This is a genomic window from Streptomyces sp. NPDC026394 (genome assembly GCF_055567735.1).
The window spans coordinates 92,502-119,127 of the sequence record NZ_JBVHPX010000015.1; the positions used below are offsets into that span (position 1 = coordinate 92,502).

General features: G+C 72.7%; 24 protein-coding genes and 1 tRNA gene. 10 read left to right on the top strand and 15 right to left on the bottom strand.

What is annotated here, in order from left to right; translation table 11 throughout:
- Positions 1-17: 17 nt before the first annotated feature.
- The 6 genes from ACZ4QV_RS29495 to ACZ4QV_RS29520 form a co-directional block, all read right to left on the bottom strand.
- Positions 18-1,403, bottom strand: coding sequence for a cryptochrome/photolyase family protein (locus tag ACZ4QV_RS29495; RefSeq protein WP_361155445.1), 1,386 nt, complete (start codon positions 1,401-1,403; stop codon positions 18-20).
- A 60-nt stretch (positions 1,404-1,463) separates the two neighbouring features.
- On the bottom strand, positions 1,464-1,859 hold the full coding sequence (locus ACZ4QV_RS29500; RefSeq protein ID WP_361155446.1) for a hypothetical protein: 396 nt from the start codon (positions 1,857-1,859) through the stop codon (positions 1,464-1,466).
- Positions 1,860-1,998: 139 nt separating this feature from the next.
- On the bottom strand, positions 1,999-2,373 hold the full coding sequence (locus ACZ4QV_RS29505; RefSeq protein WP_361155448.1) for a hypothetical protein: 375 nt from the start codon (positions 2,371-2,373) through the stop codon (positions 1,999-2,001).
- Between the two features lie 325 nt (positions 2,374-2,698).
- Positions 2,699-4,339, bottom strand: a complete 1,641-nt coding sequence (locus ACZ4QV_RS29510) for a protoporphyrinogen/coproporphyrinogen oxidase (protein WP_467763610.1) — start codon at positions 4,337-4,339, stop codon at positions 2,699-2,701.
- Positions 4,336-5,859 (bottom strand): globin domain-containing protein, encoded by a 1,524-nt coding sequence (locus tag ACZ4QV_RS29515; protein ID WP_361634386.1) that lies wholly within the window; start codon positions 5,857-5,859, stop codon positions 4,336-4,338. The genes ACZ4QV_RS29510 and ACZ4QV_RS29515 overlap by 4 nt, the downstream gene beginning before the upstream one ends.
- Complete coding sequence (locus ACZ4QV_RS29520; RefSeq protein WP_361588079.1) at positions 5,856-6,059, bottom strand: hypothetical protein; 204 nt, start codon at positions 6,057-6,059, stop codon at positions 5,856-5,858. The genes ACZ4QV_RS29515 and ACZ4QV_RS29520 overlap by 4 nt, the downstream gene beginning before the upstream one ends.
- A 314-nt stretch (positions 6,060-6,373) precedes the next feature.
- On the opposite strand from ACZ4QV_RS29520, the gene ACZ4QV_RS29525 reads away from it, so the two are divergent.
- The 3 genes from ACZ4QV_RS29525 (at position 6,374) to ACZ4QV_RS29535 (ending at position 10,309) form a co-directional block, all read left to right on the top strand.
- Positions 6,374-7,177, top strand: coding sequence for a response regulator transcription factor (locus ACZ4QV_RS29525; protein WP_361634382.1), 804 nt, complete (start codon positions 6,374-6,376; stop codon positions 7,175-7,177).
- A 565-nt stretch (positions 7,178-7,742) separates the two neighbouring features.
- The gene (gene ctaD / locus ACZ4QV_RS29530) at positions 7,743-9,554 is read left to right on the top strand and encodes an aa3-type cytochrome oxidase subunit I (RefSeq protein ID WP_467763611.1); all 1,812 of its coding nucleotides are present in this window, start codon (positions 7,743-7,745) and stop codon (positions 9,552-9,554) included.
- A 197-nt stretch (positions 9,555-9,751) separates the two neighbouring features.
- Entirely contained in the window at positions 9,752-10,309 is a 558-nt protein-coding gene (locus ACZ4QV_RS29535; protein WP_361155459.1) for a hypothetical protein, read from the top strand.
- Between the two features lie 91 nt (positions 10,310-10,400).
- Here ACZ4QV_RS29535 and ACZ4QV_RS29540 read toward each other — a convergent pair whose 3' ends face one another.
- From ACZ4QV_RS29540 to ACZ4QV_RS29550, 3 genes are all read right to left on the bottom strand, one after another.
- Positions 10,401-11,543: an SPFH domain-containing protein gene (locus tag ACZ4QV_RS29540; protein ID WP_361588085.1), complete on the bottom strand. Its 1,143-nt coding sequence runs from the start codon at positions 11,541-11,543 to the stop codon at positions 10,401-10,403.
- A 14-nt stretch (positions 11,544-11,557) separates the two neighbouring features.
- A complete protein-coding gene (locus ACZ4QV_RS29545) occupies positions 11,558-11,809 on the bottom strand; it encodes a hypothetical protein (protein ID WP_361588087.1) in 252 nt (83 codons plus the stop codon).
- Positions 11,810-11,966: 157 nt separating this feature from the next.
- Complete coding sequence (locus ACZ4QV_RS29550) at positions 11,967-13,121, bottom strand: alpha/beta hydrolase (protein ID WP_361588089.1); 1,155 nt, start codon at positions 13,119-13,121, stop codon at positions 11,967-11,969.
- Positions 13,122-13,250: 129 nt separating this feature from the next.
- Here ACZ4QV_RS29550 and ACZ4QV_RS29555 point away from each other — a divergent pair, with 129 nt between their 5' ends.
- Positions 13,251-14,225 carry an ArsR/SmtB family transcription factor gene (locus tag ACZ4QV_RS29555; protein ID WP_361588091.1) on the top strand — a complete coding sequence of 325 codons (975 nt, stop codon included), beginning with the start codon at positions 13,251-13,253 and terminating at the stop codon, positions 14,223-14,225.
- A gap of 104 nt (positions 14,226-14,329) precedes the next feature.
- Here the strand turns inward: ACZ4QV_RS29555 and ACZ4QV_RS29560 are convergent.
- From ACZ4QV_RS29560 to ACZ4QV_RS29570, 3 genes are all read right to left on the bottom strand, one after another.
- A tRNA-Pro gene (locus ACZ4QV_RS29560) sits at positions 14,330-14,403 on the bottom strand.
- A 12-nt stretch (positions 14,404-14,415) separates the two neighbouring features.
- Positions 14,416-15,231 (bottom strand): Pr6Pr family membrane protein, encoded by an 816-nt coding sequence (locus ACZ4QV_RS29565; RefSeq protein ID WP_361155467.1) that lies wholly within the window; start codon positions 15,229-15,231, stop codon positions 14,416-14,418.
- Between the two features lie 189 nt (positions 15,232-15,420).
- Positions 15,421-16,359 (bottom strand): metallophosphoesterase, encoded by a 939-nt coding sequence (locus tag ACZ4QV_RS29570; protein ID WP_361584963.1) that lies wholly within the window; start codon positions 16,357-16,359, stop codon positions 15,421-15,423.
- Positions 16,360-16,624: 265 nt separating this feature from the next.
- On the opposite strand from ACZ4QV_RS29570, the gene ACZ4QV_RS29575 reads away from it, so the two are divergent.
- Complete coding sequence (locus ACZ4QV_RS29575) at positions 16,625-17,089, top strand: GatB/YqeY domain-containing protein (protein ID WP_031010044.1); 465 nt, start codon at positions 16,625-16,627, stop codon at positions 17,087-17,089.
- Positions 17,090-17,330: 241 nt separating this feature from the next.
- On the opposite strand, the gene ACZ4QV_RS29580 is transcribed toward ACZ4QV_RS29575, so the two are convergent.
- Positions 17,331-19,520, bottom strand: coding sequence for a transglycosylase domain-containing protein (locus ACZ4QV_RS29580; RefSeq protein ID WP_361584960.1), 2,190 nt, complete (start codon positions 19,518-19,520; stop codon positions 17,331-17,333).
- Between the two features lie 549 nt (positions 19,521-20,069).
- Here ACZ4QV_RS29580 and ACZ4QV_RS29585 point away from each other — a divergent pair.
- Positions 20,070-20,462 carry a WhiB family transcriptional regulator gene (locus tag ACZ4QV_RS29585; RefSeq protein ID WP_361155473.1) on the top strand — a complete coding sequence of 131 codons (393 nt, stop codon included), beginning with the start codon at positions 20,070-20,072 and terminating at the stop codon, positions 20,460-20,462.
- A 593-nt stretch (positions 20,463-21,055) separates the two neighbouring features.
- Here ACZ4QV_RS29585 and bagB read toward each other — a convergent pair.
- Complete coding sequence (gene bagB / locus ACZ4QV_RS29590; RefSeq protein WP_467763612.1) at positions 21,056-22,537, bottom strand: ATPase BagB; 1,482 nt, start codon at positions 22,535-22,537, stop codon at positions 21,056-21,058.
- Positions 22,534-23,529, bottom strand: coding sequence for an ATPase BagA (bagA, locus tag ACZ4QV_RS29595; RefSeq protein ID WP_361155477.1), 996 nt, complete (start codon positions 23,527-23,529; stop codon positions 22,534-22,536). The genes bagB and bagA overlap by 4 nt, the downstream gene beginning before the upstream one ends.
- A gap of 151 nt (positions 23,530-23,680) precedes the next feature.
- Here bagA and ACZ4QV_RS29600 point away from each other — a divergent pair, with 151 nt between their 5' ends.
- The 4 genes from ACZ4QV_RS29600 (at position 23,681) to ACZ4QV_RS29615 (ending at position 26,499) form a co-directional block, all read left to right on the top strand.
- The gene (locus ACZ4QV_RS29600) at positions 23,681-23,842 is read left to right on the top strand and encodes a DUF4177 domain-containing protein (protein ID WP_003981536.1); all 162 of its coding nucleotides are present in this window, start codon (positions 23,681-23,683) and stop codon (positions 23,840-23,842) included.
- Positions 23,839-24,303: a RidA family protein gene (locus ACZ4QV_RS29605; RefSeq protein ID WP_361155479.1), complete on the top strand. Its 465-nt coding sequence runs from the start codon at positions 23,839-23,841 to the stop codon at positions 24,301-24,303. The genes ACZ4QV_RS29600 and ACZ4QV_RS29605 overlap by 4 nt, the downstream gene beginning before the upstream one ends.
- Before the next feature lie 316 nt (positions 24,304-24,619).
- Positions 24,620-25,672: an NUDIX hydrolase gene (locus ACZ4QV_RS29610; RefSeq protein WP_467763613.1), complete on the top strand. Its 1,053-nt coding sequence runs from the start codon at positions 24,620-24,622 to the stop codon at positions 25,670-25,672.
- On the top strand, positions 25,669-26,499 hold the full coding sequence (locus ACZ4QV_RS29615) for an MBL fold metallo-hydrolase (RefSeq protein ID WP_361155482.1): 831 nt from the start codon (positions 25,669-25,671) through the stop codon (positions 26,497-26,499). The genes ACZ4QV_RS29610 and ACZ4QV_RS29615 overlap by 4 nt, the downstream gene beginning before the upstream one ends.
- Positions 26,500-26,626: the final 127 nt, after the last annotated feature.

Consider the following 26,626-nt stretch of genomic DNA (forward strand, 5'->3'; position numbering starts at 1 on the left):
CACCACCGGCCCCGCCCCTACTCCAACCCGCGGGCCTGCTGGAACCGCGCCAGACCGTCCGCCAGGTCGATCACCGGGTCCGGGTAGTCCAGCGCCGCCCGCGCCGCGGCGGGCCTCAGCTTCCACGGCTGGTGGACGGCGCCCCCTTCCAGCCCCGGTACGTCCGCCAGCTCCGGCACCCAGCGCCGTACGTACGCGCCGTCCGCGTCGAAACGCTTCGCCTGCGCCAGGGGGTTGAGGACGCGGTTGGGGCGGGTGTCCGTACCGGTGCCCGCCGCCCACTGCCAGTTGAGCTGATTGTTGGCCAGGTCGCCGTCGACCAGGAGCGACAGGAAGTGCGCCGCGCCCAGCCGCCAGTCCAGATACAGCGTCTTGGTCAGGAAACTGGCGGTCAGCAGTCGCGCCCGATTGTGCATCCACCCTTCGTGGGCGAGCTGCCGCATCGCCGCGTCCACGACCGGGTAGCCGGTGCGGCCGGTGCGCCACGCCTCGGCCTCCTGCTCGTCGTGGCGCCAGCGGTCGTGCCGCGCCCGGTAGTCGGCGTGCGCGGCGGCCGGGCGGGCCGAGAGAACCTGGTGGTGGAAGTCCCGCCAGGCCAGCTGCCGTACGAACGCCTCGGCGCCGTCCCCTCCGCCACCCGCCGCACGGGCGCGCCGGACCAGTTCCACGGCGGACAGCGTGCCGAAGTGCAGATGCGGGGAGAGGCGGGACGTCGCGTCTCCGGCGAGGTCGTCCTGCCCCTGTGCGTAGCGGCGCAGCGGCGTGCCCATCCAGGCCGTCACCCGGCGGCGGCCTTCCACCTCGCCGCCCGCCGCCAGCCCGGGGGACACCCCGGACACGTCACGCCGCCGCGGTACGGGACCGGAGCCGGCCGCCTCGGGCACCCGCACCCGCCGGGGTGCTGGCAGCACGTCGCGGTGGCGTTCGGCCTGCCAGCGCCGGAAGTACGGCGTGAAGACCGCGAAGTGGTCCTTGCCGGCCGGCGTGACCTCGCCCGGCGCGAGGGCGGTGACCACCGCGTCGTGCACGTGCAGCCGCCGCCCGGCGGCCTCCAGGGCGCGCCGCAGCCGCTCCTCCCGGCGGTGCGCGTAGCCGCTGACCCCGCCCGCCACATGGACGTCGCGCGCGTCCGCCTCGGCAGCGGCCCGCGCGGTCTCCTCGACCACGTCCCCCGTACGGACGACGAGCCGGCCCCCACGGGCGCGCAGCGCCTCGTCCAGGTCCGCCAGGCAATCGGCCAGGAAGGCACGCCGGTTGGGGACGTCGAACCCCGCGGCCCGTACGCCGTCGTCGAGGACGAACAGCGGGACGACACCGCCCGTGGCCCTCACCGCGGCGTGCAGGACGGGATTGTCGTGGACCCGCAGGTCGGAGGTGAACAGGGCGATCGAGGCAGCACTCATGGGGGTTGCTCCGGGCGTTGTGGGGGAGAGAGCCGAGGTTGGTGGGAAGGCGCGTACGGGTTACGCCCGCGCGCCCCGGCCACACCGCCCGGTCGCCGGCCACAGCACCCCGGCGACCGACAGCGCCCCCCACCCCACGGAGACGGCCACCGCGGCCCGCCGCCGCGCCCGCCCCGGCAGGGTCATGCCGAGCAGTGCCGCGTCACCGAAGTCCGCCGCGATCCGCAGACAGGCGGCGGTGCGCAGGGCCGGCCCCGCCGGTGCCAGGAGCAGCGCCAGGCCGCAGGCCGCGTCGCGCCAGGCCAGCGGGCGCAGCGAGGTACGGGTGGCGGGGGCCGTCCGGCCGTTCGCTTCCGCGAGGCCGGAGGGCTGGGCCAGCAGGCCGGGCCAGGCGGTGACCGCCAGTCCGTACACCGCCGTCGTGGCACCCACCGTGCGCAGCAGTCCCACGTGCATCGTCCGTCTCCTCCTGGCGGCCGCCGTGGCAGGCCCGGAGCGTGCGCCTGCGCGTACCCACTCTTCCCCTTCCGCCGCCTCCCGGCGGTACAACGCGCCCGGCGGACCGTTCCGGCGGCGCGGCGGGTGGCGGCGGCGCTCAGACGTCCAGCTCCGCCTCGACCCCGCGCAGGCTCTCCCGCGCGGCCTCCAGGTCGCCGCTGGCCCGGTCCAGCACGAGGAAGACGAAGATGCCCTGGCAACTGCGCCGGGTGAGGGGGCGGATGACGTGGAACGCGTCGTCGAGCGTGACGACGATGTCGTCGATGCGTTCGGGGCGGTAGCCGATGAGTTCCAGTGCGGAGAGCTTGGCGCGCACCACGTCGGTGTCGCCGCGGGCCGCCGCTTCGAGGTCGGGCCCGGCCGGATCGCCGACCGCGCCGAGCGTCAGACGGCTGAAGTAGTCGACGATCGAGGCGCCGAGGACGCCTTCCAGCTCCGCCAGGTCCCGCAGCGTCTCATCGATGCCTGCCATGGCCACCTGCCCGGGCACCCGGCCCCGTCGCACGTCGAACCGACCGCCGACCAGACTTCCCGGCACACCAGGAGTGCGCCATGGCGACCCCATACGTTCATCCTGGCACGGTGCGCGGCAGCATGACGGCGTACCAGGCGGTGCGTTCGGGGCGGCAGAGGCGCCGGCTCGGGGCGCGCCCCGGCTGTACGCGAGCGTGTTCCGTGGCGTGGGCGCCGGGTCGCGTACTCACGCGCCTCAGTGTGCGCATAAGCGCCCCCGGCCCCCTCGGCACCCCAGTACCCCTGGGCCCGTGACCAGTGCCCCTGGGCCCGTGACGGCCCTGTCAGGCCGCCTCCGCCGCGATGATCTCGTCGGCCGCGCGCTGCCCGCTCGCCACGCAGTCGGCGACGCCCACGCCGTCGTAGGCCGCGCCGCACAGCCGCAGCCCCGGCAGCGTGGACAGCCCGTTGCGTACCCGCGTCACGCGGGCGGGGTGCCCGACCGCGTAGTGCGGCAGCCCGCCGATCCACCGGGTCACGTCGGTCGCCACCGGGCGCGCGGTCAGACCGGTGGCCTCGCCCAGGTCGCGCAGCGCGGCGCTCACCAGGTCGGCGTCGTCCAGGTAGAGGATCTCCTCCTGGCCGTACCGGCCGATGGACGTCCGCAGCAGGAACAGGTCCTTGGCCCGCTCCGACAGCCAGTCCCACTTACGGGTCAGGAACGTGGACGCCTTGATGGTGTGCCCGTCACCCGGCGGCACGAGGAAGCCGCACCGGCCGTCGAACGCCGTCAGCCCTTCCAGGTGCGAGCGCCGGAACGCCATCGTCACCAGGGCCATCGACGCGTAGGCGACCTCGGACAGCTCGGCAGCCGCGAGCGGCGCCTCGGCGGCGAGCAGGGTGGCCGCCGTCCAGGCCGGAGTGGCGAGGACCAGACCGTCGCACAGCAGGGTGCGGGCGGCGGTGCGTACCTCCCAGCCGTACGGGCCACGGGTCAGCGCCAGGGCCGGGGTGTTGCGCAGGATCTCGCCCCCGGCGGCGCGTACGGCATCGGCCACGGCGCCCGCGAGGGTGCCCGCGCCCCCGTCCAGCCCGAGGTAGTCGGGGCCGCCGCGGGAGAGGTCCGGGATCGTGTGGGCGCCTCGGGGGCCGCCGGGGAGGCCGCCGGCGGACTCCGGACCGGCACATCCCACGTCCGCACCCGCACCCGGTCCCGGTCCCGGTCCCGGTCGGGTGAACCCGGAGCGGGGCCGGGGGACGAGCGGACCGGAGCGTGCCCGCCCGGGAAGTCCCGGCTGACCGGCGGTTCCCGGCCGGTCGGCGAGGCGCCGCTGCTCGGCGATCCGCCGTTCCTCCGCGATCCGCCGCCGCTCCACCGCCTGCCGTTCCTCGGCGGCGCGCCGCTGCTGCTCGGCCGTCCGCCGCCGCACCGCCCGTACGCCGGTGAGCAGCGCGCCGTCGTGCCGCGCCGCCTCGAAGAGCTGCGGTACGGCGGCCCGCAGGGACACCTCGTACGTGTCGGCCGTACGGGCCCTGCCGAGGACGTCCCGCCCACGGCAGCTCGGGATCGGCCGCAGCGCGCCCCGCGTCCACAGCGCGGCGTCCGTCGCGGCCGGGACGCGCAGCCGGTCGCCGAGGCCGACCGCCCGCGCCAGGTCGACCGCCTCCGGCCGGGGCACCCGCAGGGCCTCGGCGCCGAGGTCGACCGGCGTCCCGGCGATCTCGCCCGAGCGCAGCTTGCCGCCGACCCGGCCGGTGGACTCCAGCAGCGTCACCCGCAGGCCCGCGCCGGTCAGCCGGTGGGCGGCGGCGAGCCCGGCGATGCCGCCGCCGATGACGACGATGTGCCGCGCGAGCGTCGGACCGGACGCGTCGGGCCCCCCGGACGCGGCGGCGGTTCCGGGCCGGGGCGCGGGACCTGTCGCCCCGTCAGGCCCGGGGCGGCCGGCGGGACGTACGGCGGACACGGTCGTCGGCACGCTCATGAGTCGGCTCCTTCGAACGTGGTGCTCGCGGTCGTCCGCCGGCCGGCCGCGGCGCCCCGGGACCGGGACACCACGGCGGGGCCGCCCGACGCCGGATCGCCGGCGGCCTCCTCGGGGCGGGACGGCGGGCGCAGGATGTCGGAGAGCGGATCGTGGCGGATGTTCTGGGGCGGCACTCCGGCGGCGGTCAGCCGGGCCACGGTCGTGTCGACCACCGCGGCCGGTCCGCTGACGTACGCGAGGTGCCCTGACCAGTCGGCGTGCCGCGTCACCGCGTCGGCCACCGCCTCGGCCAGCGCGTCGTAGCCGTGCGCGTCCGGCCCGAAGGCGCCGCCGGTCTCCGGACGCCGCCCGACGACGGGCGTCACCCGCAGCCACGGCCGCCCCCGTTCCAGCTCCGAAGGCGCCCCCGCGTCGTACAGGTCGGCGAAGCTGTGGGCCCCGAGGAACAGCCGTACGCTGCGGTGACCGCGGCGCGCGGCCAGCTCCTCCAGCAGCGCCTTCACGGGCGCCCAGCCGGTGTCCGCCGCGACCAGGACCAGGTCGCTCGCCAGCTCGTCGTCCAGCGTCATCGACCCGCGCGGCGGACCGACCCGCAGCGTGTCACCGACCTGGGTCCGCGCCACCAGCGCCTCGCTCACACCGCCCGTGCAGGTCTGCCGTACGTGGAACTCCAGCTCGGCGTCGGACCGGGGCGCGCAGGCGATCGAGTACTGCCGCCACGCCTGCGGCAGCCGCGGCGACTCCAGCGCCGCGAACTGCCCGGCCCGGTACGGGTACGGCTCGTGCGGCCGCACCCGCAGGACGGCGAGGTCGGGGCGGCGCCGCTCGTGCGCGGTCACCGTGGCCTGCCAGTACGGCGGTTCGGCGAGCGCGGCCTCGGCGCCGCTGACCATGGCGGCGACGGCGAACCGCAGCATCCGCACCCACGCCTGCTCCACGGCCTCGGCCCAGCGCGGGCCCGCCGTACGGCGCAGTGCCTCGCACAGCGCCGCCTCGAACGCCTCGAAGTGCACCGGACGCACCCCGAGCTTGCGGTGGTCACGGCCGAGCCGCCCGAAGACCTCCGCGATGTCGTCGGGCCGGTGCAGGTTCTCGATCAAGTACCAGAAGGCGCGCGCCAGGTGGGCGCGCTGGAACTCCATCGACTCCGGGAACAGCGACCGCAGGTAGGGCCACCGCCGGAACATCGCGTCGTAGAGGTGGGTGATCAGCTCGCCGAAGGGCGTCACGAGTTCCAGGTACTCGGTGATCACCCGCTGGTCGGCGGCGCCGTCGTAGGCGTCGGCCTGCGGATCGGCGGGGTACCGACCGGCGGCTCCGGAGACGTTGCCGGAGTGGATCGGGGGCCGGCCGAGCGCGCGGGAGCTGTCGGACGGGCCGCCCGCCTGCCCGCCGTACGTCGGGCGCTCCTGGACCGCGTCCTCGCGTTCCGGGCGCGGCGAAAGGATACGGCGGCGCAGCCGCATGGCCTCGTGCCGGGCGAGCAGGGCGTGGTAATCGTCGTTGACGCCGCTCATGGCTGGACGACCGGGTTCGTGGCGGAGGCGGAGGCGGTGGCGTTCGCGGCTCCGGCGGCGACGGTGGTCCCGGCGGATCGCGGGGACGTACGGGCCGGGCAGGCCGGGGCGAGGGGGGAGACCGGGAGGGCCGGAACGGCTCGGAGCGCTCTGACCGTGAGGGCGTACGGCACGGGGGCGTACGACGCGAGGCGTGGCATGAGCGGACCTCCTGAAGGGGATGGGGCGCGTCAGTATGGCACCAGGCAAAGGTGCCCAAACGGCCCTATTCCCGAGGGACTTTCGGCCCTCGCCGGGCGCGGACGCACGGGTGTGTGATGCCCTCGCACCCCTTTGCGCGCGTACGGAGCACCCCCCGGCCACCGCCGGCAGCCGCTCCCGACGCGCGCGTACGGAGCGGGTGTTACGGCGGCGGCGGGCCACCGGTCCGGGCGGCCGCCGACCGGCCCGCCCCGCCGGACCGCCGCACCATGGACCGGTACCCCGCACGCCCGGCCGACAGATCGAGAGCCGCATGAACCAGCACACCGGACCCACCGGCCCTATCGGACGCACCGGCCCTACCGGACGCACCGGCCTCGCCGGACCCATCGGCCCCGCCGCGCCGGGCACCCCGCCCCTGCGCGTCTTCATCCTCGACGACCACGAAGTGGTCCGCCGGGGCGTCCGCGACCTCCTCGACGCGGAGGACGGCATCGAGGTCGTGGGGGAGGCGTCCAGCGGCCCCGAGGCGCTGGCCCGGGTGCCCGCCGTGCGCCCGCAGGTGGCCGTGCTCGACGTACGGCTGGGCGAGCGGGGCGAACCGTCGGGCGGCGACCACGAGGGCATCGAGGTGTGCCGCGAACTGCGCGCCCGTATGCCCGACCTGGCCTGCCTGATGCTGACGTCCTTCGACGACGACGAAGCCCTCTTCGACGCCATCATGGCGGGCGCGGCCGGGTACGTCCTCAAGCAGATCAACGGCTCCGACCTGGTGAACGCCGTACGGACGGTGGCGGCGGGCAAGTCGATGCTGGACCCGCGTACGGCGTCCCGCGTCATGGCCCGGCTGCGCGCGCCGCAGCAGGCCGAGACGTCCCCGCAGTCCGAACTGGACCGGCTCGCACCCCGGGAGCGCGAGATCCTGGAGCTGATCGGCGAGGGCCTGACCAACCGGGAGATCGCGGACCGGCTGTTCCTCGCGGAGAAGACGGTGAAGAACCGCATCTCCACGATCCTGTCCAAGCTGGGGGTGGGGCGCCGGGTGCAGGCCGCGGTGATCGCCGGGCGGATTCGGGGGCAGCAGGAGCGGCAGGGGGAGCAGCGCGGGGGGTGGTAGCGGGGCGGCAGGGTCGGCTTCCGGTGCGGGGGCGGGCTTCCGGTGCGGCGGTCGGCTTCCGGTGTGGCGGGGCCGGTTCCCGGTACGTGGGTCGGCTTCCGGTGCGGCGGCCGGCTTCCGGAGACGTACGCCGGGCGTCATGCACCGGTTCCCGCTCGGCGCCCTTTCCGTCGGCATCCCACCCATCGGCGCCACTGCGCGGTCGCGCCCGCGGTCGCGTCCCGGCTTCGTTCCCCGGCCCCGCCTGCTGCCTTCCTGGTACGACCTCCTCGTACATCCTCGCCGTACGTACCCCTCGGCCGTCCGCGCCTACGCCCTCCTCCTGCCTACCTCCTACCTGCTCGCCGTACGGCCTCGTCACCCGCCCCACCACCGGGGCCTGACGGCCACTCAGCTCAGGGACCCTCGGCGCCCACCCCGGCCCGCCCGGCCCTATGGCGGCGGATGCGCCGCGGCGGACCCTGATGGGGCCGGGAAGAGCCGGTCTCTCCCCCGTGCTGAGGCTCTTCCCGGCCAGAGTCGAGTCAGGCGCCAGAGGCGCGTCAGAGGTGAAGGACACAGCCCGGTGGACGGATCGGATACACGTACGCAGTCAGACCCCGGAGCGGAGGCTGGACCTGGCGCTACGGCGGGCCCCGCCACCGGGCCGGACACCCACCGGGACGACCCGGCGTCCGCGGCCCAGGCCCCCGGCCCGGCGTCCGCGGTCCCGGATTCGGCGTCCGCCGCCACCGGCCCGCCGCGCGCCGTCACCGGCCCCCGCCCGGTCCGTCGCCGGATCCCGGTGGAGTGGCTGACCACCACCGACCACAAGAAGATCGGGACGCTCTACCTCGTCACCGCCTTCGTGTTCTTCCTCGTGGGCGGCCTGATGGCCCTCCTGATGCGGGCCGAACTGGCCCGTCCCGGCACGCAGATCATGTCGAACGAGCAGTTCAACCAGGCGTTCACGATGCACGGCTCGGTGATGCTGCTGCTGTTCGCGATGCCGCTGTTCACCGGCTTCGCGAACTGGCTGATGCCGCTCCAGATCGGCGCGCCCGACGTCGCCTTCCCGCGACTGAACATGCTCGCCTACTGGTTCTTCCTGTTCGGTTCACTGATCGCGGCGGCCGGCTTCCTGACCCCGCAGGGCGCCGCCGACTTCGGCTGGTTCGCCTATGCGCCGCTCTCGGACGCGGTGCACTCGCCCGGTGTGGGCGCCGACATGTGGATCATGGGAGTGGCATTCTCCGGGTTCGGCTCCATCCTGGGCGCGGTCAACTTCATCACCACCATCATCTGTATGCGCGCCCCCGGGCTGACGATGTTCCGGATGCCGATCTTCACGTGGAACGTGCTGCTGACCGCGCTGCTGATCCTGATGGTCTTCCCCGTACTGGCCGCCGCCCTCTTCGCCCTCGAAATGGACCGTAAATTCGGTTCGCACATCTTCGACGCTGCCAACGGCGGCGCGCTGCTGTGGCAGCACCTGTTCTGGTTCTTCGGCCACCCCGAGGTGTACGTCCTCGCCCTGCCGTTCTTCGGCATCATCTCCGAAGTCATCCCGGTCTTCTCCCGGAAACCGATGTTCGGCTACATCGGGCTGATCGCCGCCACGATTTCCATCGCGGGCCTGTCCATCACCGTGTGGGCCCACCACATGTACGTCACAGGCGGCGTGCTGCTGCCTTTCTTCGCCTTCATGACGTTCCTGATCGCCGTGCCGACCGGTGTGAAGTTCTTCAACTGGATCGGCACGATGTGGAAGGGCTCACTGTCCTTCGAGGCACCGATGCTCTGGGCCACCGGCTTCCTCATCACCTTCGTCTTCGGCGGCCTGACCGGCGTCATCCTGGCCTCGCCGCCCATGGACTTCCACGTCTCCGACACCTACTTCGTCGTCGCGCACTTCCACTACACGCTCTTCGGTACGGTCGTGTACGCGATGTTCGCCGGATTCCACTTCTGGTGGCCCAAGTTCACCGGCAAGATGCTCGACGAACGGCTCGGCAAAATCACCTTCTGGACCCTCACCGTCGGATTCAACCTCACCTTCCTCGTCCAGCACTGGCTCGGCGCGGCGGGAATGCCCAGGCGGTACGCGGACTACCTCGCAGCCGACGGATTCACCACCCTCAACACCCTCTCCACGATCGGCTCCTTCCTGCTCGGCCTGTCCTTCCTGCCCTTCTTCTACAACGTCTGGAAGACCGCCAAGTACGGCAAGAAAGTCACCGTCGACGACCCCTGGGGCTACAGCCGCTCCCTGGAATGGGCCACCTCCTGCCCGCCGCCCCGCCACAACTTCACCTCGCTGCCGCGCATCCGCAGCGAATCCCCGGCCTTCGATCTGCACCACCCGGAGATCGCCGCCCTGGAATCGAGCCGCACCTGACGTCCCCGGCCCACGGCTGCGGAAGCACGCCGACGCTCCCGCAGCCGTGGGCCCCACCCACCGGCCCCCGTCCCCGGCGCCGCCATCGGGCCCCCGCCCACTGGGCCCCGCTCACCGGCTCCGCACGTCAGTCCCCACCCGCCCGGCCAGGCCCTGCCCGCCCGGCCTCCGCCCGCCCCCCGAGGGAGGAACCCACCATGTCCCACGCCACCCTCGCCCTCGGCGCCACCGCGCTCTTCGCCGCCGGCTGCGTCTGGTACCTCCCCGCGGCCGCGGCCCTGCGCGCCGGCGCCGACCGGCCGTACTCGCACCGCATCGCCGCCGCGTCCTGCGTCACCTTCTGGTGCACACCCGCGCTCGTCGCCGTACTCCTGCTGACCCCCGCCCCCTGGCCCGCGCTCGCCGCCGTCGCGGCCGCCGGGCTGCTCACGGCCGCGGCCCTGCTGGCCGTATCCCGTCTTCAGCGCGCCCGCGAACAGCAGGAGGAGTCACAGCGCTGGTCCACCCTGCAACAGGGCGGTACGGGCGGCCCCGCCCCCACGCCGCCCCGCAACCCGGCCCGAGCCCAACTCACCTTCCTGCTCTACCTTTTACCCGGCAACATCGTCGCCTCGGTGATCGCGGCCACCGTCCTGCTGACGGCGGACAGCCTGACCCGGCAGAGCGCCGTCACCGCGACCATGACCGCCGTCGGCATCTCCGCCGCCTCCCTGGCCATCGCCGGCACCCGCGCCCAGGCCACCCGCCGCCACTGACGCCCGTACCGCCCGACGCCGGTCCCACCCGTACCACTCGCCACCGGTAGCCGCCCCCGTACCACCCGACGCCATTCCCCCCCCGTACCGCTTACTCGATCTCCACCCGCCCGCCCCCCTGCTCCGGCACCCGCCCGTCGGCCGTGTTCTCCTCCGGCGTGCCCAGGTTGCGGCGTACGGAATCCAGGATCGTCAGCCCCTGCCCGACCAGCCCGGCCGCGATCTCCCCCAGCCCGTCGGCGCCGTTGAGCACGTTGACGTTGGCGCCGGAGAGACCGGCCGCGGCCTCCTTGACGATCTGCGGGAGCTGGTCGATCAGCATCCGGTCCAGCGCCACCCGGTCGTACGACGCGGCGGCCTCCGCCTGGATCTTCATCCGCTCGGCCTCGGCCATGGCGAGCACCCGGATGCGCTCGGCGTCCGCCTCGGCGGGCTTGACGACCTCGGCCACAAGCTGCTGCTGGCGCAGTTGGGCGGCCCGTTCCGCCAGTTCGGTCTGCGCGTCCAGCACCTCCTGCTGAGCGTGGGCCTCCGCCAGCGGCCCGGCCTGCGCGGCCTGGGCCTGCGCACGGTCCACCTCGGCGGAGTACTCGGCCTGGACGACGGCGGTCTGCCGCGCGTACTCCGCCTGCTTGCGTGCCGCTTCCTGCTCCGCCTCCGCCGCGGCCTGCGTCGCCTGTGCCTGCGCGATCTGCGCCTGCCGCTGGATCGCCGCCTTGTGCGGGGCGGACATGGCGTCGATGTAGCCGGTGTCACCGTCGTCGATCGACTGGATCTGCAACGAGTCCACGTGCAGCCCGATCTTCGCCATCTCCGACTTCGAGGTGTCCAGCACCTCGGTGGCCAGCTTCTGCCGCTCGGTGACGATCTCCTCGACCGTCATCGAGCCGATGATGGACCGCAGGTGACCGGCGAAGATGCGGCCGGTCAGTACCGACATCTGGTCCTGGTCGGAGAGGAACCGCTGGCCCGCGTTGACGATGCTCTCGGTGTCGTTGCCGACCTTGAAGGCGATCACGGCCCGTACCGTCAGCGCGATGCCCTGCCGGGTCACACAGGTCTCGACGACCTCCGACTCGCACATGGCCAGGGTCAGGAAGCGGGTCTTGCGGAAGACGGGCAGAACGAACTTGCCGTGGCCGGTCACCACACGGAACGGCGCACCCCCGAGGCCCCGCCTGCCACCCGAGATCAGCATCGCCTCGTCGGGGGCGGGAACGCGGTAACCGAACATCTCTCGTCGTCTCCTCAACCGGCGTCGCCGGCGTCACCGGCCAACGCGTCCAATGGATCGGCCCATCTGATCACGTCGACCTGGCGACCGCCCCGGGACGCGACCACGAGTACGGTCGTCCCGCGCGGCAGGGGATCGTCGGACCAGGCGAGAAACGTTTCCGTCCCGCCCCTGACCCGCACCAGGACCTCACCGGGCCCGGTGGCGCCACGGGTCCCGAGAACCAGCTCCCCAGCACAACCGACCACCGCCTCATCCGGCACCATCGGCGGCCGCCCCCTCATCACTCTGGCCTGCGCTCCGACCATTCCGACCTTAGCGTCCCGCGGCGCACGGCCCCGTCCCCCGGAGCCGTGTGCCACGCACCTCTGACGTACTTACGCATGCAGCGCTCCCGCAGGTGGGCGGACTTACGCATGTCAGTCAGCGCACCGGCAGGTAGCGGGCGAAGAACGTCCGCACCTGGCGGCATACGGCGGGCACCGACCATGCCGGATCGGCCGCCCCCACCAGCCTGGCCCGGCCCTCACCCGACATCAGCCCCGCCGCCTGCAACTGCGGAGCCATGGACGCGTAGTCCGTGAACACCCAGTGCGACGTGCCATCGAGCCGGTCCCGGCACACCCGCCCTCCCGGGTGGGCGAGCGCGGCCGCCCAGGAACGTTCCATCTCCGCCCGCCCCGTGAAGCTGTCCGTGCCCACCAGGAGCAGCGCCCGTTCCACCCCGTCCCGGGCCACCGGAAGCAGTTCCCCAGGACGGCCGGAGGCGTCGGGCGCCTGGTCGAGGAAGCCCTCCCAGTCGACCGCGGCACCGATACGGGAATCCTCGTACAGAGCCTGTGCAGCCGCGGTGCCACCCGCCGAGTGCCCGTACACACCCACCCGCCGCAGATCCAGCGCATGCCCCAGCCCCTCGGGCACCGGCCGCCCCGCCGCGTCCGGATTCCGCCCGGCCACCAGTTCCGCCAACCGGCACAGGACGAACCGCAAGTCAGCGACCCGCGCGGCAATCATGATCCGGAACAGCTCCGCATCCGCCCGGGGATCACCCCGGAACACGGTCGTACGCACCCGCTCCCGCCCGGCCCGCGCCACCGGGAACTCGACGGCAAGGGCGTCCCCCGGGTGGTCGACGGCCACCACCACCCACCCGCGGCTCGCCAAGTCCGTGGCCACCGAGGTCCCGAGAGCGCGCGGGTCGCCCCCTCCAGGGCTGTGGAGCAGTACGGGCCACCGTCGCTCGCGCTGCGCGGGCGCGTCCCCGTACGCGCCGGTCGTGGTGGCCGCCCAGTCCACACCCGTACGCGGCAGCTCCGGATGCACCTGGGGCGCGCCCTCCGAGAACACAGCAGCGACGCCCCGCGTCATATACCGAGCCCGCGACGCCCCTTGGACCGTGCCCGCCGGATAGAACACCGTGGCCATCAGCTCACGTACGGCGATCTCCGCCGCCCACGGGTCCTTCCTCGTGCGATCGACGAGGTACAGCGTGGCGGCCCCGACCGGGTACCTCCCGCCGGCATCCGGCAGCCGCAACCGAACCGCCTCCGCCACGCGCCTGTTGCTCGTGTCCGTCATCGCCTCTCCTCCCACCGGTCGATGGCGTGAATACTGGCCGGAGGCGGGGGATGCCGACGAGGGTTGCGGCCCTGCCCGAAACGATGGCGCGACAGCGCCAAGGGGAGTACGAGACCACCGGGGGACCCAGTGATCCGTATCCATTTCACCGCAGCCGACTTCGCGCGGGTCCGATTCGCGCCCCGGCCGGCGCCCTTGCAGGAGATGAACACCGCCTTCCTGAAGCTGGCGTGCGGCGACGACCCGTTGCTTTTCGGCCACTGGAGGCAACGCCTGCTCCGGTCCCTGCCACGCACCACCCTGCCCCTGCGCGACCTGGTCCCCGCAGGGCAAGCACCCAGCTTCCTCGACGTGTTCAGCGACTCCCTCACGGAGGGCCTGGACTCCGTACGCGCCACCCGACAGGACCTGATCCGCTCCGAGTTGCGACGGGTGTACGAGGGGGGCGGCAGCCCGCCACCCCCATGGCTCCGCGACCTGTACCGCGGCGACAGCGACGCCCGGAGCTTCCTACGCCGGGCTCAGCAGGCGGCCTTCGAAACGGCCCTGCGCCCCGTATGGCCCCTGGTACAGGACCTCCACCGGGACGAGTTCACCCGCCACGCCCTGACCGCCGCCGAACACGGCACAGCCACCGCCCTGACCCGTCTCGTCGGAACGTCCCGCCTGAACGGCACCACCTGGGAACTACCCGCCCCCGCCACCCGGAACATCACCCTCAACGGCCGAGGCGTCCTCCTCCTGCCCACCTTCCACTGGACCGGCCACCCCCTTCTCGGCGACCACCCCGACCAGCCGGTGACCGTCACCTACCCCGCAGGCCCCGGCCTCCCCCTCACCCCCACCGGCACGACAGATCCGACCGCCGCCCTGTCCGCCGTCCTCGGCCGAACCCGCGCCACGATCCTCACCCTCCTCACCGAACCCCACAGCACGTCCGCCTTGGCCCGCCGCCTGGGCCTCAGCAACCCCACCGCCTCCGCCCACACCGCCGCTCTGCGCGCGGCAGGGCTGCTGACCACGACCCGCGCCGGGCGGTCTGTACTGCATCGGCGGACGGAGGTGGGAGCGCTGTTGGCCCAGCGCTGTGTCATACATCACTGACAACTGCGCCCGGTGAACTCCCCCGACTTTCCCCACCGCCCCCGGAAACGAGTCAGGGCCACCGACTCTTGCGAGTCGGTGGCCCTTGACCTGCTACTTCTCAGTCGGGGTGGCGGGATTTGAACCCACGACCTCTTCGTCCCGAACGAAGCGCGCTGCCAAGCTGCGCCACACCCCGAAGCAACGAGCTCTACTTTAGCGGACCGATCCCCGAAGGTGAAATCCGGTTCTCCGGGCGACGGGGGTGGGGCCTGACCTGGTCGATCGCGATGAGGATCAGGGCGAGGGCGTAGAAGGCGGAACCGAAGATGAGGGTGTTCAGGGCGATGCCGGCGTAGCCGTGGAGGTCGACGTCGAGGAAGGGGTACGGGTAGCGGCCCTCTGTGCCCGGGGCGAGGAGGGCGCCGCGGATGAGGGCGAAGGGGAGGTAGAGGAAGGGGTAGGCCAGCCACTGTGCGGCGTAGCGCCAGCGGAAGCCGCGGGGGGCGGTGAGGAGGAGCCAGTCGAGGGCGGCGCCGATGGGGGTGACGGTGTGCAGGAGGTGGGTGGAGACGGTGCGGACGGTGTCGTGTTCCGGGGTGCCGGTCATGGAGAAGCTGCTGGAGTCGTTGGTGAGCACCAGGTGGTAGACGAGGCCGGTGATGGATATGAAGAGGAGGACGCCGCCGCTGACGCGCGAGGAGATCGGGGGGCGGGCGGACCAGGCGCGGTAGGCGGACCAGGCGAAGAAGACGGCCACCGCGATGTTCGTCTGGACCGTGAAGTAGCTGAAGAGGCGGCCCAGGTCCGGGGTGATCGCGATGTCCAGGACGAGGCCGGTCAGCGCGGCCAGGGCGATCAGCAGGCGGAAGGCGGCGGCCAGCGGGCGCCGGACCGGAGGGACGACCGCGGAGGCCGGGGTGTGGGCCGAGGCGGCCGCCGCTCCCCGGGCGTACCGGGTGGAGGCGTGCGAGGTGGCCTGGGGCGGACGGGAGCTCGGGACGCGTGCGCTGGTCGGGTCGATCATCCCCCCACGCTAGACGGGAGTGGGGGGTGATGCGGAGGGTGTGTGCGAATTCGGGGGAGGAAGGGGGGGAGGGGAGAGGAGGGAGGGGGCTGGTGGATCGGGTGGAGGGGGTGGGGCTTGTGGCCTTGCTCGGCCCGTACGGGGACCGACCCGCCCGCGCCCGTACGGGGCCCAGCCCCACCCGCCGTTCTAGTCCCGTGCCGTCAGGGTCAGCAGCGTCGCCTCAGGGGGGCAGGCGAAGCGGACGGGGGTGTAGCGGTTGGTGCCGCAGCCTGCGGAGACGTGGAGGAAGGAGGTGTGGCCGGCCGTGGTGTGGGTGGACAGGCCCTTGACCCGCTCGGTGTCGATGTCGCAGTTGGTGACCAGGGCCCCGTAGAAGGGGATGCAGAGCTGGCCGCCGTGGGTGTGGCCGGCCAGGATCAGCGGGTAGCCGTCGGCGGTGAAGGCGTCGAGGGTGCGCAGGTAGGGCGCGTGGACGACAGCCAGGGAGAGGTCGGCGTCCGGCTCCGGGCCGCCGGCGACCTGGGCGTAGCGGTCCCGCTTGATGTGCGGGTCGTCCAGGCCGGTCAGGGCGATCTCGAAGCCGCCGGCCGAGCCGTCGAGCTTCAGGCGGCCGCGGGTGTTGGTGAGGTTGACCCAGCCGGCCGTGTCGAAGGCGTCACGCAGCTCTTCCCAGGGGTTGTGGATGGCGCCGACGACGGGCGGGTTGCCGTTCAGACCGTGCCGCTTCTGAACTTTTTCGACCAGGTAGCGGGCAGGGTTGCGCGGCTTTGGCCCGTAGTAGTCGTTGGAGCCGAAGACGTACGCACCCGGGAACTCCATGAGCGGGCCGAGCGCGTCCAGCACCTCCGGGACACCTTCGGGGTCGGAGAGGTTGTCGCCGGTGTTGATGACGAAGTCGGGGCGCAGCCCGGCCAGCGACTGGAGCCAGCGCTGTTTCTTGCGCTGGCCGCTGACCATGTGGATGTCGGAGACCTGGAGGACGCGCAACGGCGGCATCCCGGGCGGCAGTACGGGCACGGTGACCCGGCGCAGTCTGAAGGAGCGGACTTCGAATCCGGCGGCGTAGGCCAGGCCCGCGGCACCGGCCGCGGCGAGGGACAGGGGGACTCCGTAACGGGCGCGCATGATTCCCATCGTGGCAGAGCGCGCGGGGGAATCGCCCATCGGTACGTCCTGCCCCGTTCTCCGGTGCGTCACACCCGTACGCAGGTGTGGGGCAACCGGTATGCAGGTACGTGACAGCCGGACGCCGGCAGGGGGCGCCACACCTGTCCTCCGGTACGTCGCGCCCGCCCTTCAGTACGTCGGACCCGCCCATCAGCACGTCACGCCCGTACACCGGAACGTAATGGTGGGGCGCAGGGCTCCGCGTACGGGCATACTCGACGTCATGACCACGCTCAAGTCGAAGCTGCAGGACGACCTCACCACGGCCATCAAGGCCCGTGACGAGCTGCGCTCTTCCACCCTCCGTCTCACCCTGACCGCCGTCCAGAAGGAGGAGGTCGCGGGCACCGAGGCGCGCGAGCTCTCGGACGCCGAGGTCGAGAAGATCGTCGCGCGGGAGGCGAAGAAGCGCCGGGAGGCCGCCGAGGCGTTCGACAAGGGCGGCCGCGCCGAGTCGGCGGAGCGGGAACGCGCCGAGGGTGAGGTGCTCGCCGAGTACCTGCCGAAGCCGCTCTCGGACGAGGAACTGGAGAACATCGTCGCCGAGGCCGTGGCGGAGGCGAAGGGCGGCGGCGCCGAGGGGCCGCGGGCCATGGGCGCCGTCATGAAGATCGTGAACCCGAAGATCGCGGGCCGGGCCGAGGGCGGCCGGGTGGCCGCGGTGGTCAAGAAGCTGCTCGCGGGCTGAGGCGAAGGCGAAGGCGGGCGAGGCAGGCGGACCAGGGCGGACCAGGGGGCCCACGCGGTCCAGGCGAGCTACGCGGTCCAGACGGACCAGGCAGTTCGGACGGTGTGAGCCCAGGCCGCAAGATCACTGCTTCGCCGGCCCGGCCGTTGTACGGAAGGGGCGCCCCCACCACCCGGTGGGAGCGCCCCTTCGTACGTCCTGCCCGATCGCCGCCTCGGTCACCTCAGAGGCCTGGGCCGCCTCAGCGGTCCGAGCCCCCGAACAGGTCGGGGAACCCGGGGAGGTGCCAGCCACCCCCCGGCTTGCCGTCACCGTGGCCACCCCCGCCGCCGGGCCGGTCGTGGCGGCCGCCGCCACCGCCGCCCTTGCCGTCGCTCTTGTCGGAGTCGCCGAGCGGGACGGTGGGCAGGGACGGCGCGGGCTTGCCGGACAGCGCGCCCGACATCGCCTCGCGCCAGATCGGGCCCGGGGTGTCCGCGCCGTACACCTTGTCGTGGAAGGTGCCGCCGATGGTGATGTCGAACATCCGCCGCTTGTGAGCCGGGTCACCCACCCACACCGCGCCGGCCATGTTCGGGGTGTAGCCGGTGAACCAGGCCGCGTACCGGCTGTCGGTGGTGCCGGTCTTGCCCGCGCTGTCCCGGCCCTGGAGGCCGGCCTGCCTGCCGGTGCCGTCCTCGACGACGCCCTTGAGCAGCGCGTTGATGGTCTTGGCGGTCTGCTGGGACATCGCACGGTGGCAGCTGGTCTTCGGTACGGTCAGCGCCTTGCCGGTCGCGTCGGTGATCGACTCGATGGCCACCGGGGAGCAGTGGACGCCCTCGTTGGCGAAGGTCGCGTAGGCGTTGGCCATGGTCAGCGGGGAGACCTCGGGGGAGCCCAGCGCGATGGCGGGGCTCTGCTCCACCGGCTTGCCGTTGGAGCGCTTGATGCCCATCTTGTCGGCCATCTTGGTCACCGGGCAGATCCCGATGTCGCTGATCAGTTGCACGAAGTAGGTGTTGACCGACTTCGCGGTCGCCTCCTTCATGCTGTACGGGCCGACCTCGGAGGTGTTCTCGTTCGAGACCGGGTCGTTGCCCGTCCACTGCCCGGTGCAGGTGGAGACCGGGCTCGGGTACTGCATCTTGTACGGCGAGGAGTACGACTGGTCCGGGCCCTTGCCGGCCTCCAGGGCCGCCGCCGCGATCACCGGCTTGAACGTCGAACCGGGCTGGTAGCCCGCGCCGCCGCCCATCTTCTGGTCGACGGACAGATTCATCTGGGTCTGGTTCTGACCGAAGCCGTACGGGCGTGACTGACCCATGCCCAGGATCTTTCCGGTGCCGGGCTGAACGATCGTCGCCGCGGTGGCGACCGGGTCGTTGGCGTAGACTTGGCCGGTGACGGCCGACTGGATCGACCGCTGGGTCTGCGGGTCGAGCGTCGTACGGATCGTCAGGCCGCCCTGGTTCCAGCGCTTGCTGCGCTCCTTGCGGGTCTTGCCGAACGCCTGGTCGTTCAGCAGCACCTCGCGTACGTAGTCGCAGAAGAACCCGGCGCCCGAACCGGCCGTGATGCAGCCGTTCTTGGGGCGGCTGACGTCCAGCTTGATCGGCTTCTTGGCCGCGGCGTCGGCCTCGGCCTGGGTGACGGCCTTCGTGTCGGCCATCCGCTGCAGCACGGTGTTACGGCGGCGCTGCGCCTCCTTGGGGTCGTTGACCGGGTCGTACCGGCTCGGCGACTGCACGATGCCCGCCAGCAGCGCGGACTCGTCCAGGGTCAGGTCCTTGGCGTGCTTGCTGAAATACCGCTGGGACGCGGCCTCGACGCCGTACGCCTGCTGCCCGAAGAAGGTGATGTTCAGGTAGTTCTGCAGGATCTTCTGCTTGCCCAGCTCCTCCTCGACCTGGATCGCGTACTTCAGTTCCTTGACCTTGCGGCCGATGGTCTGCTGGGTGGCCTGGGCGACCTTGTCCGGGTCGTCACCGGCCTCCTCGATGAAGACGTTCTTCACGTACTGCTGCGTCAGCGTGGAGGCGCCCTCGGAGACGCCGCCGGACCGCGCGTTCTTGTTGACCGCGCGCAGGATGCCCTTCAGGTCGATGGCGCCGTGCTGGTAGAAACGCGCGTCCTCGATGGCGACGATCGCCTTCTGGACGTACGGCGACATGTCCTTGAGGTCGACCACGGTGCGGTCGCGCGAGTAGACCTTGGCGATCTCGCCGCCGTTCGCGTCGAGGATGGTGGTCCGCTGGCTCAGCGGTGGAGTCTTCAGGTTGGCGGGGATCTCGTCGAAACCTTCGACCGATCCCTTCGCCGCGAGGCCCAGCGCGCCGGCTGCGGGGAGGGCCAGGCCCGCCAGCACCGCTCCGGCCAGGACGCTGACACCCAGGAATTTAGCGGCCTGCTGGGTCTTGGTCAGACCCCCGCCGTCGCGCTTCTTACCCATGAGGGCAGCCTAAGCCCTCGTGTGCGGGGGCCCGAGGGAGCGGGGCTGGGTCGGTACATCCGCGTATCGGGACCGGTGGCCCCGCTGTCCGGCCCGGCGCACGAGCCGGACACGGCGGCAGGGGTGGGACCGCAGTGGCGCAGGTGACGACCGGCCGGTGCGACTTCACGAGGTGGCTACGTTCTCAATCGCCGGACAGGGGCGCATCTGTTCGTTTAACCTGATCCCGGCCGGCGCCCGCAGAGGGATCACGCCGGTCCGTCAACCCCGCCTCCGCGGGTGCGAGGCGCCCCGTACGTCCGCATGTGTCGCCGTACATCCGTTGTGCCAGTGGCGAACTGTCCCGTGGCGCCGGGAACGTGGCGTATGCCACCGGCTCACTCCGTTGGGTGATCTGCCGCGTACGCATAGTCCGTTCGGGCCATCCAAGATTGGGCCCGAAGGGGGTGTTGCGCCCTGCTCGCCTTCCGTAACGTCCTCAACTGGCAACGGTGAATATGCCGCTTGCCGCCGTGGGGGAGCCTCGATTCGGGAGAGGACGGCGCCAGCATGAGCTGGGTAACCGACTGGAGTACACAGGCAGCCTGCCGCACCACCGATCCGGACGAGCTGTTCGTTCAGGGCGCGGCCCAGAACCGGGCCAAGGCGGTCTGCACCGGATGCCCGGTGCGGACGGAGTGCCTGGCCGACGCCCTGGACAACCGCGTGGAGTTCGGAGTCTGGGGCGGCATGACCGAGCGCGAGCGGAGGGCGCTGCTGCGCCGCCGCCCGACCGTCACCTCGTGGCGCCGGCTGCTGGAGACGGCGCGTACGGAATACGAGCGCAGCACCGGCATCCTGCCCGTGGACTGTGAGGACGACGAGACGTACGAGAACACCTACGACAACGCGTACGGCGACCGCTACGACGGTACGTACGACGACTACGCCGCGGTCGGCTAGACGACGTCAGTAGCCGTCTGCCGTCTGTCGTAAGCCGTCTGCTGTGGGCCGACGGTCGACGGGCGTATTCGGCGTGGGCCGGAACGGGCGGCGTACGGGCGTGAACGCTGTGCGGTCGTGACCAGCGCACGGTCCTGTTCGGCGCGCGGTCCTGACCGGCGGTGGACGTTCCCGGTGCACGGGCATGGCCGGCGCGCGGACGCGGCCGGTGTGCGGTACCGGTGTCGGCACGGCGGTGCAGGCATGTCCGTACGGGACGACTCGGCGACTCGGTACCGGGAAAGGCGCGAGCACGCGTGCAAGCGGTCGGCCGGGCGGTGTTACAGACGCGGGGATCGTTGCTCAGGCTGTCTGCGTTCGCTGTAGTCCGCTGTTTCCGCCGCTCCTGGGTGAAGTCCTTGGTCCCTCTCCCCTGGGACCTCTTGGGGCCCGTACAGGGCCGCGTCAGGGCTGGGGCAGGGCGGCGACAGGGCCGTGCTGCGGCTGGGTCTTACCCGGACGGCCCCTGGCCAGCCCTCTGGTCAGTTCTCCGGCCACTTCTTCGACCAGGTCTCCGGCCGGTTCTTCGACCGGCCCTCGGGGCAGCCCTCTGGTCAGTCCTCGGTCTGCCGGGTGTCGTCGTCCGTCCGTTCCTGGGTGGCGAGGCGGTCGCCGATCGCGCGCAGGCCCGCCAAGTCGTGCACGTCCCCGGGCAGCGCGGCGATCTCCGCGACCGGGACCTCGGGATGCAGCGCGGTGAAGCGGTCGCGCGTCCGCCGCTCGCGGGCGAGTACCTGCATCCGCTCGGCGTGCAACCGCAGCAGCCCGGCAGCGAGCCGTGCTGCCGACGGGGTGTCGTCCGTTGTCCGTGGGTCCGCCGCGGCGGGGGAGTGGCCGTCGGCGGTACGAGAGTCAGCCTTCCCGTCCGCTAGATCCACAATGCCGTCACCGTCAAGATTTTCCGACCGGTCGCCGGACCGTTCCTCGGCGGCGGCCCGGTCGCGGTCCGCGAGGGCCTCGGCGGCGGCCAGCGCCCGCTCCGCGCCGAGCCGGGCGGCGCCGCTGCCGTGCACCCGGTTCAGGACCAGCCCGGCCAGCGGCATCTGCTCGGCGGCCAGCCGCTCGACGAAGTACGCGGCCTCGCGCAGCGCGTCCCGCTCCGGCGCCGCCACGACGAGGAACGCGGTGCCGGGCGCCTGGAGCAGCCGGTACGTCGCGTCCGCGCGGGTACGGAAGCCGCCGAACATGGTGTCCATGGCGGCCGCGAACGTCTGCACGTCACGCAGCAGTTGACCGCCCATGATCTTGCTGAGGGTGCCGGTCATCATCGACATGCCGACATTGAGGAACTTCATGCCGGCCCGCCCGCCGGCCTTCGCGGGCGCCATCAGCACCCGGATGAACTTGCCGTCCAGGAAGGACCCGAGTCGCTTGGGCGCGTCCAGGAAGTCGAGCGCGGACCGGCTGGGCGGGGTGTCGACGATGATCAGGTCCCACGCGTCACGGGAGCGCAACTGGCCCAGCTTCTCCATGGCCATGTACTCCTGCGTGCCCGCGAAACCGGCCGACAGAGACTGGTAGAAGGGGTTCTCCAGGATGGCGCGGGCCCGCTCGGCGTCCGCGTGCGCCTCGACGATCTCGTCGAAGGTGCGCTTCATGTCCAGCATCATGGCGTGCAGCTCGCCGCCCGCGCTCTCGTCGATGCCCTTGACGCGGCGGGGGACGTTGTCCAGTTCCGAGATGCCCATCGACTGCGCCAGCCGGCGGGCCGGGTCGATGGTCAGCACGACGGCCTTGCGGCCGCGCTCGGCGGCGCGTACGCCGAGGGCCGCTGCGGTGGTGGTCTTGCCGACACCGCCGGAGCCGCAGCACACGACGATACGGGTGCGCGGATCGTCGAGCAGCGGGTCGACCTCCAGGAGGGCGGCGGGGGAGGGCAGCACGCCGTGTCCGGAGGCGGACGGTGCGGTGTGCCGGGACGGCGCGGCACCGGCGTCCGGGGCGCTGACAGCCGCGGTGCCGGCGTCCGGGGCGCCGGCATCCGGAGTGCCGGCGCCCGCCGTGCTGTCGTCCGGGAGGCTTGCGTCCGCGGTCATATGGGCCCCTGTTTCCGCAGGTCTCGCGCGAGCCGGTACAGCCCGGCGAGGTCCACTCCCTCGGGGAGCAGCTCCAACTCGTAGGTCGGCAGGTCGAGACCGGCCAGCTCGGCGTGCCCGGCCCGCTCCAGATCGACGCGCTGCGCGTGTTCGCGGGCTTCTTCCAGGAGGGGGTCGATGAGCCCGTCGGCCCACTTCACGCCGGCCGCGCCGCGGCGGCCGCCGCGCAGGCCCGCCTCGGCCAGCGCCTCGGCGATGCTTCTGCGCGCCCCGTTGGCGGCGATGTCGACCTCGCCGGTGTCCAGCACCTCGGGCCGGGTCATGTTGATCACGACGCCGCCCACCGGCAGCCCGGCGGCGCGCAGCTCCGCGACGCCGTCCACGGTCTCCTGGACGGGCATCTCCTCCAGCAGGGTCACCAGGTGGACCGCCGTCTCGGGAGACTTCAGCACCCGCATCACGGCCTGTGCCTGGTTATGGATCGGCCCTATCTTGGCCAGGCCCGCGACCTCGTCGTTGACGTTCAGGAAGCGGGTGATGCGGCCGGTGGGCGGGGCGTCCATCACGACGGCGTCGTAGACGAACCGTCCGCGCTTGTCCTTGCGGCGCACCGCCTCGCACGCCTTGCCGGTCAGCAGGACGTCCCGCAGGCCGGGTGCGATGGTCGTGGCGAAGTCGATCGCGCCGAGCTTCTTCAGGGCGCGGCCCGCGCCGCCGAGTTTGTAGAACATCTGGAGGTAGTCCAGGAGCGCCCGTTCGGCGTCGATGGCGAGGGCGTACACACCTCCTCCGTCGGGCCCGGGGGCCACCGCGATCTTGCGCTCCTCGTACGGGAGCGCCTCGGTCTCGAACACCTGGGCAATGCCCTGCCGGCCCTCGACCTCGACCAGGAGGGTACGGCGTCCCTCGGTGGCCAGGGCGAGGGCGAGGGCAGCGGCGACCGTGGTCTTGCCGGTACCGCCCTTGCCGCTGACGACATGGAGCCTGCTCACGCCAAGGAGCCTAACCAGTCCGGCGGCGGGCTACGCACGGGACCGGCGTCGGGTTGTGCGCCGGGGGCGCGGAAGGGGCGCGTACCGGCCGCGCACCCGGGCCGCGCCGCCGCGTCCGCGCGCCGCCGGGACAGGCATTACGCTCGGCCCCATGACCAAGTGGGAATACGTGACCGTGCCGCTGCTCGTGCACGCGACCAAGCAGATTCTGGACACCTGGGGCGAGGACGGCTGGGAGCTGGTCCAGGTCGTGCCGGGGCCGAACAACCCCGAGCAGCTGGTGGCCTACCTGAAGCGGGAGAAGCAGGCATGAGCGCGGTGGAGGACAGGCTCGCCGAGCTGGGCCTGAAGCTGCCGCAGGTCGTGCCACCGCTGGCGGCGTACCAGCCCGCGGTGCGCTCGGGCGCGTACGTCCACACCTCGGGACAGCTGCCGATGGTGGACGGCGCGCTGCCGGCCACCGGCAAGGTGGGCGCCGAGGTCAGCCCCGAGCAGGCCAAGGAACTGGCCGCGACCTGCGCGCTGAACGCGCTGGCCGCCGTGAAGGCCGTCGTCGGCGACCTCGACAAGATCGTGCGGGTCGTCAAGGTCGTCGGCTTCGTCGCCTCGGCCCCCGACTTCACCGGTCAGCCGGGCGTCATCAACGGCGCCAGCGAGCTGCTGGGCGAGGTGCTGGGCGACAAGGGCGTGCACGCCCGTTCCGCGGTCGGCGTGGCCGTGCTGCCGATCGACGCGCCGGTCGAGGTCGAGATGCAGGTCGAGGTCGCGGACTGACGTCGGGCGATCGCGTACGACTGCGGAAGACCGCGGGTGACCGCATGAGGGCACGTACGAGCGCGTACGGCTGAGGACGATGAAGTACGGCGGAGTGTGCCGGACCACGGCCGGATGACGGCGTACGACCGGACGTGACCGAGTACGACGGGGCGGGACCGGGGAACCGGACCCGCCCCGTTTCCGTACCCGCGGCTCCGCACCCGGCCCTCACGCCCGGACCCGCACCCATCCCGCACCCGGCCCCGGCGCCCGCGCGCAGCGGCCGGAGAGGCGCCCCCTCGAACATCCGCGCGCCAGCGCATAGCATCCGGCCATGTCGTCGACCCCCAATGGCCAGTGGTATCCGCCGGAATGGCCGGCCCGCATCCGGGCCCTCGCGCACGGCGAGCTGACTCCGGCGGCGCCCCGCCGGGCCGCGACCGTGCTGCTGCTCCGGGACACCGACGCGGGTGGTCCCGCCGTCCACATGCTGCGCAGACGTACCTCCATGGCCTTCGCCGGAGGCGCGTACGCCTACCCGGGCGGGTCCGTCGACCCGCGCGACGAGCGGCCGGTGGCCTGGGCCGGGCCCTCACTCGCCGAGTGGGCCCGGCGGCTCGGCTTCGGGGCGGACGAGGAGGCCGCGGCGCAGGCCGTGGTCTGCGCGGCCGTCCGGGAGACCTTCGAGGAGGCGGGTGTGCTGCTCGCCGGCACCTCCGCCGGGACCGTGGTCGCCGACACCACCGGCGACGACTGGGACGCGGACCGCGCGGCACTGGTCGCCCACGAACTGTCCTTCGCGGACTTCCTGGACCGCCGCGGCCTGGTCCTGCGCAGTGACCTCCTGGGGGCGTGGGCCCGCTGGATCACCCCGGAGTTCGAACCCCGCCGCTACGACACCTGGTTCTTCGTGGCGGTGCTGCCCGAGGGCCAGCGCACCCGGAACGTCTCCACGGAGGCCGACCGTACGGTGTGGATCCGCCCCGCCGAGGCCGCCGCGGGCTACGACCGCGGCGAGCTGCTGATGATGCCGCCGACGATCTCGACGCTGCGTGGCCTGGAGGCGTACGGGACGGCCGCCGAGGCCCTCGCCGCGGCCGGCGGCCAAGACCTGACACCGGTCCTCGCGCGGGCGGAGCTGAAGGACGGTGAGGTGGTCCTGAGCTGGCCGGGGCACGAGGAGTTCACCAAGCACCTCACCCCGGTCGCGCCGCCCGCGACCGGGAGCCCGGCCACCGCCGCGCCACCCGCGACCGGGGGGCCGGGCACCGTCGCGCCACCCGCGACCGGGGGGCCGGGCACCGTCGCGCCACCCGCGACCGGGGGGCCGGGCACCGTCGCGCCGCCCGCGAGCCCGCCCACGACCACGGGAGAGTCCACCGCATGACGTACGCAGCCGCCCTGCCCGGCCGGCCCCGCGGAGGGGACATCGCCGGACCCGCCACCGACCGCGCCCGGTGCGTGCTCGCCCCGAACCCGTCCCCGATGACCCTGGACGGCACCAACACCTGGATCGTCGCCGAGCCGGACGCCGACGTGGCGGTCGTCATCGACCCGGGGCCACTGGACGAGACCCACCTCAAGGCAGTCGTGGACGCCGCCGAGCGGGCCGGGAAGCGGGTCGCCCTCACGCTGCTGACGCACGGTCACCCGGACCACGCCGAGGGCGCGGAGCGCTTCGCCGAGCTGACCGGCTCCCCGGTACGGGCCCTGGACCCGGCACTGCGGCTGGGCGACGAGGGGCTGGCGGCCGGAGACGTGATCACCACCGGTGGCCTGGAACTACGGGTCGTACCGACCCCCGGGCACACCGCCGACTCGCTCTCCTTCCACCTGCCGGCCGACGCCGCCGTACTGACCGGCGACACGATCCTGGGCCGCGGGACCACCGTCGTCGCGCACCCGGACGGCCGCCTGGGCGACTACCTGGACTCGCTGCGGCGGCTGCGGTCCCTGACCGTCGACGACGGCGTCACGACCGTCCTGCCCGGTCACGGGCCCGTACTGAGCGACGCCCAGGGCGCGATCGAGTTCTACCTCGCGCACCGCGCCAACCGGCTGGCCCAGGTCGAGACGGCGGTCGAGGCGGGGTACCGCACGCCCTCGGAGGTCGTCGCGAGCGTGTACGCGGACGTGGACCGCATGCTGTGGCCCGCGGCCGAGCTGTCCGTACGGGCGCAGTTGGACTATCTCGGGGAGCACGGGCTGATCTAGGGCGGATTCAGTAGCCGCGCCGAGGGCGGATTCAGGGGCTGAGCCGAGGGGGCTGACTCGGGGGCAGATCCAAGGACTGGTCCAGGGCCGATCCCGGGCTGATCCGGGGCTGATCCAGGGTTGGCCC